The 10,071-nt window shown below is 76.6% G+C and carries 6 protein-coding genes; 1 reads left to right on the forward strand and 5 read right to left on the reverse strand.

Translation table 11 applies throughout. The features are described from left to right. From EBO15_RS41295 to sbnA, 3 genes are all read right to left on the reverse strand, one after another. A partial coding sequence (locus EBO15_RS41295) for a non-ribosomal peptide synthetase (RefSeq protein WP_122199897.1) occupies positions 1-3,091 on the reverse strand: 3,091 nt, incomplete at its 3' end. Then, positions 3,088-3,444 (reverse strand): MbtH family protein, encoded by a 357-nt coding sequence (locus EBO15_RS47515; RefSeq protein WP_122199898.1) that lies wholly within the window; start codon positions 3,442-3,444, stop codon positions 3,088-3,090. The genes EBO15_RS41295 and EBO15_RS47515, both read right to left, overlap by 4 nt. Next, positions 3,441-4,439 (reverse strand): 2,3-diaminopropionate biosynthesis protein SbnA, encoded by a 999-nt coding sequence (gene sbnA / locus EBO15_RS41305; protein WP_122199899.1) that lies wholly within the window; start codon positions 4,437-4,439, stop codon positions 3,441-3,443. Before sbnA ends, EBO15_RS47515 begins: the two co-directional genes overlap by 4 nt. A gap of 240 nt (positions 4,440-4,679) precedes the next feature. Here sbnA and EBO15_RS41310 point away from each other — a divergent pair, with 240 nt between their 5' ends. Next, complete coding sequence (locus tag EBO15_RS41310) at positions 4,680-5,120, forward strand: hypothetical protein (RefSeq protein ID WP_122199900.1); 441 nt, start codon at positions 4,680-4,682, stop codon at positions 5,118-5,120. Here EBO15_RS41310 and EBO15_RS41315 read toward each other — a convergent pair. Together EBO15_RS41315 and EBO15_RS41320 are read right to left on the reverse strand one after the other, a co-directional pair. Then, the gene (locus tag EBO15_RS41315; RefSeq protein WP_122199901.1) at positions 5,084-6,562 is read right to left on the reverse strand and encodes a condensation domain-containing protein; all 1,479 of its coding nucleotides are present in this window, start codon (positions 6,560-6,562) and stop codon (positions 5,084-5,086) included. The genes EBO15_RS41310 and EBO15_RS41315 overlap by 37 nt on opposite strands. Positions 6,563-6,818: 256 nt before the next feature. Continuing rightward, positions 6,819-10,071 (reverse strand): non-ribosomal peptide synthetase (locus EBO15_RS41320; protein ID WP_122199902.1); only part of this gene is annotated, 3,253 nt, incomplete at its 5' end.

Consider the following 10,071-nt stretch of genomic DNA (forward strand, 5'->3'; position numbering starts at 1 on the left):
CGCACCGCTCCGCGCCGGTCGCGGTGGCGAGGTCGCCGACCGGGACGCGCGGGCGGTCCGCGAGGGCGCCGAGCAGCCGGACGAAGCGGTCGGCGAGGCGCCGCACCGTCGTCTCGCCGAACAGCGCGGTGGCGTACTCGAAGCGTCCGGCGAGGGCGCCGTCGGCGGAGCGCCGGACGGTCAGCCCCAGGTCGGTGCGCGCGACCCGCCAGGCGTGGTCCAGGAGTCCGGCGTCCGCCGGGTCCTCGGCGGGGCCGCTCACGCCGTCGTCCTGGAGGTCGAACATGACCTGGAAGAGCGGGGTGCGGGAGCGGTCCGCGCCGGGGGCCAGCTCGGCCACGAGCCGGTCGAAGGGGACGTGCCGGTGCGCGAGCGACGCGCGGACCACGGCGGCGGCGCGGGTCAGCGCCGTCCCGAAGTCGGGGTCGCCGGAAAGGTCGAGCCGGTGGACGAGGGTCTCGGACAGGAACCCGACGACCGGTTCGAGCTCCGGCCGCACCCGGTCCGACACCGGTGACCCGACGAGCAGGTCGCGCGTCCCGGCGTACCCGCCGAGCAGGCAGGCGAACGCGGTGAGCAGGGTCGTGTACGGGGTCGCGCCGTGCGCGTGCCCGACGCGGACGAGTTGCCGCGCCCGGTCGGCGGGCAGCGTCCAGCGGACCACGGCGCCCGCCGCGTCGCGGACGGCCGGACGGGGGCGGTCGGCGGGCAGGTCCAGCGGCTCGGCCCCGGCGAGGGTCCGCCGCCAGTGGTCCAGGTCGGCGGCCGCGCGCGTCTCGACGCGGCGGCGTTGCCAGGTGGTGTAGTCGACGTGGTCGATCCGGTCCGGGTCGGGGACGTCGTCCTCCGCGGCGCCGGTCGCGCACAGCTCGCGGAGTTCGCGTTCGACGACGAGCAGGGACGTGCCGTCGCAGGCGATGTGGTGGAACGTCAGGAGCACCAGCGGGACGGCGCCGGGCTCGCGGAGCAGCGTGCCGCGCCAGACGGGGCCGTCGCGGAGGTCGAAGCCCTCGGCCACCTCGGCGGCGACGAGACCGGGGAGCGCGCCGGGCTCGGCGTCCACGACGCGGACGGGCACCGGGCGGGGCGGGTCGACGACCTGGACGAGGTCGGCGTCGTCCATGCGGAAGCGGGTGCGGAGCGCCTCGTGCCGGGCGGCGAGCCTGGTCAGGGCGCGTTCCAGGACGTCGGGGGTCACGTCCAGGCGCAGCATCAGCGGGACGGTGTACTCGGCGGCGCCGGGGTTCATCCGGTCCAGGAGCCACATCCGGCGCTGGCCGTGCGAGGCGGGCTGGGGGCCGTCCCGGCGCGCCCGGGGCACGGCCCCGTCACCCTCGTCGCCCGCGGCGGGGCGCGCGGCGGTGAGGAGCGCGGCCTGCCGTTCGACGGTCGCGGCGGAGTACAGGTCGGCGACGTCCACCGGCGCGCCGGTGCGCTCGCGCAGCCGGGCGGCGAGCCCGGCGAGCAGCAGCGAGTGGCCGCCGAGCTTGAAGAAGTCGTCGGACGGTCCGGGCCGGGCGCCGTCGAGCAGTTCCATCCAGCACTCGGCGACCGTCCATTCGGCGGCGCTGAGCGGGCGCCGGTCGGCGGACGGGCCGGGGCCGTCCCCGGCGGGCAGCGCGCCCCGGTCGATCTTGCCGCTGGCGGTCAGCGGCAGTTCGGCCAGCGGCACGAACACCGCCGGGACCATCGGGGCGGGCAGCCGGTCCCGCAGGTGGGCGCGCAGTTCGACGCCCGCGGGCGCGACCGCGAGGCCGCGCGCCGGGGTCACGTACGCGACCAGCCGGCCGTCGCGCGCGGTGACGGCGGCCGCGCCCACCCCGGGGTGCGCGGTGAGCGCGCCCTCCACCTCGGCGGGCTCGATCCGGACGCCGTTCACCTTGACCTGCCGGTCGATCCGGCCGAGGAAGCGCAGCCGCCCGTCGGCGCGCCACGCCACCAGGTCGCCGGTCCGGTAGAGCCGGGCGCCGGGCAGGCCGTACGGGTCGGGGACGAACCGTTCGGCGGTCAGGTCCGGGCGTCCGGCGTAGCCGCGCGCGACGCCCGCGCCGCCGACGTACAGCTCCCCCGGCACGCCGACGGGGACGGGCTCCCCCATCTCGTCCAGGACGCGCAGCCGGGTGCGGTCGATCGCGCGGCCGAGCGGCACCGGGCCGCTCGGCACGGCCGGGTCCACGCGGTGCGCGGCGACGTCGATGGCGCACTCGGTCGGGCCGTAGGTGTTCCAGATCTCGCAGCCGTGCCGCTCCAGCAGCTGGCGGCAGAGTTCGGCGTCCAGGGGCTCGCCCGCGCTGAACAGCAGCCGCAGCGTCTCGCAGCCGGACCAGTCCGGTTCGCCGACCAGCACCCGCAGCAGGGACGGGACGACTTGGAGCACGGTGGCGCGGTGCGCGGCGACCGAGCGCAGCAGCAGCGCCGGGTCGCGGTCCGCGCCGGGCGGGGCGATCGCGACCGCGCCGCCGCTCACCAGCGGCGCGAAGATCTCCCATCCGGCGGCGTCGAAGGTGACCGCGGTCTTGTGCAGGATCCGGTCGGCGGGGCCGAGGCGGTGCCGGCGGACCGTCCACAGCACCCGGTTGGCGATGCCTCCGTGCGTCACGACCACGCCCTTCGGACGGCCCGTGGACCCGGAGGTGTGCAGCACGTACGCGGCCGTGTCGGGGTCGGCGGGCACGATCGTGCGGGGCGCGTCGCGGTGCCCGGCGTAGGCGTCCTCGACGTGGACCACCGGCGCGTCCGCGCCCAGGTCGGACGGCCGGACGCGGACGTCGCTTCCGGTGACCAGCACGGCGGGCGCGGTGTCCTGGAGCACCTGCGCGGAGCGCCGCGCCGGGTGCTCGGGGTCCAGCGGGACGTACGCGCCGCCGACGCGCCAGACCGCGAGCAGCGCGGTGACCAGGTCGGGGCCGCGGGGCAGCAGCACGCCCACGCGGCTCTCCGGTCCGACACCGCGCGCGGCGAGCTCCGCCGCGAGCGCCGCGGACCGGCGGTCGAGCTCGGCGTAGTCCACCGGGCCCCGGTCGGTGAGCAGGGCCGGGGCCCGTGGCGTCCAGGCCGCCTGCCGGGCGAACAGCTCGGCGAGCGAACTCACGAAGGACTCCCGGCGGTCTCCTGGTCGCGCGCCTCCGAGTCCTGGGCGTTCGAGTTCTGGGCGCCCGAGTCCTGCGCCTCCGGGTTCTGCGCCTTCGAGTTCTGGGCGTCCGGCGCCGGGCTCTCCGGGCCCGGGGCGTGCCCGGGGGTGTCCTGGGCGCGCTCGGCGAGGCGGCGGCGCAGGCTGAGGGGGCGCATGTCGGTCCAGACCCGGCCGATGTGCTCCAGGCACTCCTCGCGGGTGCCCTCGGTGCCCTCGGCGTGCCAGCCGGCGGGCAGTTCCCGCCCGGACCACCAGAGGGAGTACTGCTCCTCGTCGTTCCGGACCACCAGGTAGCGCTCGTTCTCGTTCATGTCCGCTCTTTCCAGAGATGGGAGACCTCGCCGAAGTGCCGGCGCACCCAGGCGTCCGAATAGATCGTGTCGAGGTAGCGGTCGCCGCCGTCCGGGAGGACCACCGCGCAGTTCGCGCCCTCGGGGATCACCCCGCGCAGCCGTTCCACGGCGGCCAGCACCGCGCCGGACGAGCCGCCCGCGAGGATCGCCTCGCGGCCGACCAGGCGGCGGCACTGGACCACGCATTCCAGGTCGGTGACGTGCACGACCCGGTCCACCAGGTCGGGCTCGGCGAGCGGCGGCCGCACGGACGCGCCGTGGCCGGGGATCAGCCGGGGCGCGGCGTCCTCGGGGGCCGGTCCGAAGATGACGCTGCCGACCGCGTCCACACCGACGATCATGGTGTCGAGCCCCGCGTCGCGCGCGTACTCGGCGCAGCCGCGCAGGGTGCCGAAGGTGCTGGCGGCGGCGACCAGAACGTCGACCCGGCCGTCCAGGTCGGCGGCGATCTCCGCCATGGTCGCCCGGTGCGCCCGCGGGTTCAGCGGGTTGGCGTACTGGTTCGGCCAGTACGCGCCGGGGATCGACTCGACCAGCTCGCGGGACCGGCGCAGCCGGACCGGCAGGTACTCGCCGGAGTCGGGGTCGGGTTCGGTCACCCGCTCGACCTCGGCGCCGAGCGCGCGCAGGATCGCCAGGTTCTGCTCGGTGGTCCGGACGTCCACCACGCACACGAACCGGAGCCCGTAGTAGCGGCAGATCTGGGCGAGCCCGACCGCGAGGTTGCCCGAGCTGGACTCCACCACCGTGGAGCGGCCGGGCACGAGGTCGCCACGCTCGACCAGCTCGCGGACCATGCTGAGCGCGGTCCGGTCCTTGATGCTGCCGCCGGGGTTGAACCGCTCCAGCTTCGCGAAGAGCCGGAAGCCGGCGCCGGCCGCCAGCGCGGGCAGCTCGACCAGCGGGGTGCCGCCGACGGCGTCGAGGATCCCTTTCAGTGGGCCGCTGTTCACGTGCCACCTTTCACCGGTGTCGGAACCGGCGGGGAAGGGTTCGTTCCACCGGTGCGACCAGGGTGCTTCGGCGGGCTCATACGCGCCCTATACAAGTTCTGACGAGTGCGTTTAGGCGGCACCCTCCGCATCCAATCCAGTGAGAATTTATACCTGTAATAAAGTCTTGACACATGCAAGGCTCGACTGGAGACTGAGGCCGACGGCGCACCCCGCGCGCCGCGGTCCGGGAGGAAGCGCATGAGACCGGTGTTCGAGCACGTCTCCCCGCCGCTGGTCCGGCTGCCGCTGAGCGGGATCACCGTGCACGCGGCCCGGGGCATGCGCGGCCGGCCCGCCTTCGAGGTGTTCGCCGGTGACGTGCTCGCCGACATCTCGGTCATCAACTCGGTCGGCTCGCCGCTGGTGCGCGGCGCGTGGCGCGGCCGGCAGCCGGGCGGCGGCGCGTGGGCCGTCGCCTGGGGCCAGCTCCCCCCGGGGTGCTCCGACGTCGAGGTGGTGTTCGGCGGCCGGGCCACGGGCGGCCCGGCGCAGAAGATCATCATCCGGAACATGTTCTGGGCCGCCGAACTGCGCGGCGGGGCCCGCACCGTCACGGCGCGCTGCGGCGACGGGCTCGAGCGGATCCGGCTGCGCCGGTTCCGCTACACCTCCGGCCGTCCCCGCCCGGTGGAGTGGTGAGCCCCGTGCCGTCCCGTGACGCCCTGCCGTCCCGTGACGCCCTGCCGTCCGGTGCCGCCGAGGGCCAGGGTGCCCGCGCGCTCCGCCGCGTCCATCAGCGGAGCGCGCCGGACGGCGAGGCCCGGATCGTCCGCGACGGCCCCGGCGAGCGTGAGGTAGTGGCCGAGCAGCCGGTCCACGCTGCCGGGTTCGAACAGCGCCCCGTCGTAGCGCGCGACGGCCTTGAGCAGGCCGTCCGCGTCCACGATCTCCAACGCCAGATCGAACTGGCCCTCCTGCTGCGGAAGGTCGAGCGGGCCGAGTTGCAGCCCGGCGCGGCGCACCTCGGCCGTCGAGTGCTCCCCGGCGAGGGCGAGCGCGGACAGCGGCTCCTCCGGGTCGGCGGCGACCATCGTGAAGGTGAGCTGGAACAGCGGGGAGCGGGCCGGGTCGCGATGACCCGCCCGGTCCCCGGCGAGCCGTCCGACGGGGTAGCGAGCATGCGCGAGCGCGCCCGTCATCTGCTCCTGCGCTGCGGCCGCGAGCTCCCCGAACGCGGTCCCGCGCCCGATCCGGGCCCGCACCGGAACGGTGTTGACGAAGTAGCCGACGGTCTCCCGGTGGGCGCGGCCGATCCGCGTGGTCAGCGGGCAGCCGACCAGGAAGTCCTCGGACCGCGAGTACCGGTGCACCACCGCCTGGAACGCGGCGAGCAGGAACGTGAACGGGGTGACGCCGAGCCCGCGGGCGGCGGCGCGGATCCGTCCGGCCAGCGCGGCCGGCAGCACCCGCTCGACGGTGCCGCCGGTGAACGCGCGGCGCGGCGGGCGCGGCCGGTCGGCGGGGAGCTCGACGTCCTCCGCGCCGTCCGCCACCGCGCGCCAGTGCCTCTCCAGGGCCGCCACCCGCGGCGAGTCCAGGACGGCCCGCTCCGCGCGGACGTGGTCGGCGTAGTCCCCGGCGGGCGCCGCCCACTCCGGGACGCGCCCGGCGAGCCCCGCCTCGTAGGCGTCGAACAGGTCGCGCAGGACGATGCCGTGCGCGCGGGCGTCGCTGGCGATGTGGTGCGCGACCAGCACCAGCGCCGAGATGTCGCCCGGCCCGCGCAGCAGCCGCAGCCGGAACGCTCCCCCGGCCAGGTCGAACGGCTCGGCGACCGCCTGCCGCGCCGCCGCGCGCAGGCCGTCCCGCCCGATGGCCGTGCCGGTCTCCAGGCCCGGCGGGCCGAGATCGGTGCGGCGGACGGGCCGTCCCGCCGCCTCCGTGAAGCCCGACCGGAGCATGCCGTGCCGCGCCGCGACCGCCGCCCAGCTCCGGGCGAGCGCGTCCTCGTCCACGCGGCCGCGCAGCCGCAGCCCGAACGCGAGGTTGTACGCCGCGTTCTCGGGCGCGAGTTCCCGCAGGAACCACAATGCTTCCTGCCCGACGGATAGGGGTGCCTCAGAATTCACCTGTTCTCCCATGCCGGAATCCTCCGGGGCCGTGACCCCGGGTGCGAAACTCAACTGAGTCGATAACGGGTCCGAACGGAATATGGAAAGGTCTCCCAAATGATTCGTCAGGCGCTCACTGACACCGCGCGGGCCGGCCGCGGCCTTCCCGACGCGGGCACGGACTGGCGCGGCATCTCCGTCCGGCAGGCCACGCGGCCGCCCCGTTGACCGGAGGGGGTGGTGCGGCCCCGCGGCGCCACCCCCTTCCCGCGGACCGCGCCGGGCCTCAGCGGGCCCGGCGCGGTTCGCCGTCCACCTCCTCACGGCCCAGTTCGTCGGTGAGCCGCCGCTCGTCCAGGCGGGAGAGGTCGGCGCGGAGCAGGTCCCCGACCAGGTCCGCGAGGTCGGCCAGGCGGGGACGGGCGAACACCTCGGTGAGCGGGAGGTCGATGCCGAGGGCGGCGCGGACGCGTTCCACCAGCTTCGCGGCCAGCAGTGAGGTGCCGCCGCTGCGGAAGAAGTCCCGGCCCGCGTGCTCGACGGGGGTGCCGAGCAGGTCGCTCCACAGCCCGGCGAGGGCCTCCCGCACCGGGTCGGACAGCGGCACCGGGACGTCGTCGTCGCCGCCCGCCGTGCCGGGGGCGGGCAGCGCCCGCCGGTCGAGTTTCCCGCTCGTGTTGAGCGGCAGCTCCGCGAGCGGGACGAACGCCAGCGGCACCATGTGCTCGGGCAGCGCCGAGCGGCAGTGCGCGGCGAGCGCGTCCGGATCGGGGTCTCGGCCGGGGACGGCCGGGACGACGTAGGCGGCGAGGTGGAGTTCCGCACCGAACTCGGTGGCGACGACCGCGCAGTCCCGGACGTCCGGGTGGCCGCGCAGCACCGCCGCGACCTCGCCGGGTTCGATCCGGTGGCCGCGGATCTTCACCTGGTCGTCGGCCCGGCCCAGGTAGGCCAGGCCTCCGGTGTCCGCGCGGACGAGGTCACCGGTCCGGTAGAGGCGCGCGCCGGGCGGCCCGAACGGGTCCGGGACGAAGCGCTCGGCGGTCTGCCCGGGAAGGCCCCGGTAGCCGCGCGCCAGTCCCGTCCCGCCGATGCACAGCTCGCCCGGCACGCCCGGCGGCACCGGACGGAGCCGGTCGTCCAGGACGTACACCGTGGTGTTCTGCAGCGGCTCGCCGAGCGCGACCCGGCCGGGCCGCGCCGGGACCTCCCACGCGGTCGACCAGATCGTCGTCTCGGTCGGCCCGTAGACGTTGGTGAGGCGGCCCACGCGGGCGCGCAGCCCCGCGGCCAGGTCGGGCGGCAGCGCCTCGCCGCCGACGAGCGCGACGGCGTCCGGGGCGCGGAATCCCGCCTGGAGCAGCAGCCGCCAGCCCGAGGGTGTGGCCTGCACGTGCGTGACGCCGTGCGCGGCGACCGTCTCGGCGACCGCGCGGCCGTCCCGGGCCTGCCGCTCGTCCCCGAGGACGACGGTGCCGCCGGTGACCAGGGGCAGGTACAGCTCCAGGCCGGAGATGTCGAAGGTCGCCGCGGTGAGCGCGAGCCAGGTCCCGCCGCCCCCGAACCGGTCGCGCGCCGACAGCAGCAGGTTCGCCAGCGCGCGGTGCTCGATCTGGACGCCCTTGGGCCGCCCGGTCGACCCCGACGTGTACATCACGTACGCGAGCGTCCCGGGATCGGCGACCCGGTCCGGCACACGCCGCGCGACCGCACCCACCCCGGACGCGGACGTGGACGGGACGGGCACCGCGTCGGGCGCGCGCGGCGACACGATGACGCCGTCGAACGAGGCGTCCACGAGCGGGCGGTGGTGCGCGGCGGCGACCACGACGGACGCGCCGGAGTCGGCCAGCATGTGGGCGAGCCGGTCCGGTGGCAGGCCCGGCGTCAGCGGCACGTACGCGCCGCCCGCGCGCCACACGCCGAGCAGCCAGGCGAGCAGGTCGGGGGTGCGGTCGAGGAGGACACCGACGACGGTCTCGACGCCGACGCCCGCCGCGCGCAGCACCTGCGCGCACGCCTCGGCGCGCGCGTCCAGCTCGGCGTACGTCCAGGCCGTGCCGCCGGGAACGGTCGCGTCCAGCACGGCCACCGCGTCCGGGCGCTCCCGCACCCGGTCGGTGAACATCTCGTGCGGACGCCGCCAGTCGCGCGGCACGCCGGTGGCGTTCCAGCTCCGGATGACGCGGTCGCGTTCGGCCGGGGGCAGCGGGTCGAGCTCGTCCAGGGTCGCGGCCGGGTCCGCCGAGGCGAGCGCTTCGAGGAGCCGCAGGTAGCGGTCGGCGAGGCGCCGGGCGGTGTCCTCGTCGAACAGCGCGGTGGCGTACTCCAGCGCGCCGGTCAGGGCTCCGTCCGGGGTGCGGTGCAGCACGAGGGTCAGGTCGGTCTTGGCGGCGCGCCAGCCGCGGCGCAGCGCCGACCCCGCGGCGGCCTCCGCGCCCGGCGCGGTCACGCCGTGCTCGTGCAGGTCGAACATCACCTGGAAGAGCGGGGTGCGGGACGGGTCGCGCGGCGGGTCGAGGTCGGCGACGAGCCGTTCGAACGGCAGCTCCTGGTGGGCCAGCGCGCCGAGGACGGTGCCGCGCACCCGGCGCAGGGCCCGGTCGGCGCGCAGGTCCGGGCCGAGGTCGCAGCGCAGCACGAGGGTGTTGAGGAACGGGCCGACGACGCCGTCCGTCGCGGGGTTCAGGCGGCCGCTGACCGGGGTCCCGATGAGCTGGTCCCAGCGTCCGGTGTGCCGGGCGAGCAGGACCGCGAACGCGGTGAGCAGCGTCGTGTAGCGGGTGGCGCCGGCCTTGCGCCCGGCGTCGGCGACGGCCTCGGCCAGTGCGGCGGGCACCTCGAACGACACCAGTGCGCCCGCGCCGTCCCGGACGGCCGGACGGGGACGGTCGGCCGGGAGTTCGGCGGGTTCGCCGCCGTTCAGCGCGTCGCGCCAGTAGCGGAGGAGTTCGTCCAGGCGTTCGCCGTCCAGCCGGTCGCGTTGCCATGCCGCGTGGTCGCCGTAGTCGACCGGGAGCGGGGGCAGTTCGGCGGCCGGGTCGGCCCAGAGCGCGGCGAACTCGCGTTCCAGCACCGCCGACGACCAGCCGTCGCACGCGATGTGGTGGACGGTCAGCAGCGCGTGGGCGCCGTCCGGGCCGTGCAGGAGCAGGCCGCGCCAGACGGGGCCGTCCGCGAGGTCGAAGCCGCGCGCGACCTCCGCGGCGACGGCCTGGTCCAGGTCGGCCCCGGTCTCGGCCTTGGCCTCGGACACGTCCAGGGGCGCGGTGTCGTCCACGACGGGGCGGGGTTCACCGGTCGCGGCCGGGTAGCGGGTCCGCAGGACGGCGTGCCGGGCGGCGAGCGCCGCCATGACCCGCCGCGTCCGCTCCACGTCCGCGGTGCCGCCGCCGGGGATCGGCAGGAGCAGCGGGACGGTGTACTCGGCGCCGCCGGGACGGAGCCGGTCGAGCAGCCAGAGCCGCTCCTGCGCCGGGGACGGCGGGGGCGTGGCGCCGCCCGCGCCGGGCCGGGGGCCGTCCGTCCCGGCGGACGCG

Source organism: Actinomadura harenae, assembly GCF_003696215.1.
In the GTDB taxonomy this organism is placed as follows: domain Bacteria; phylum Actinomycetota; class Actinomycetes; order Streptosporangiales; family Streptosporangiaceae; genus Spirillospora; species Spirillospora harenae.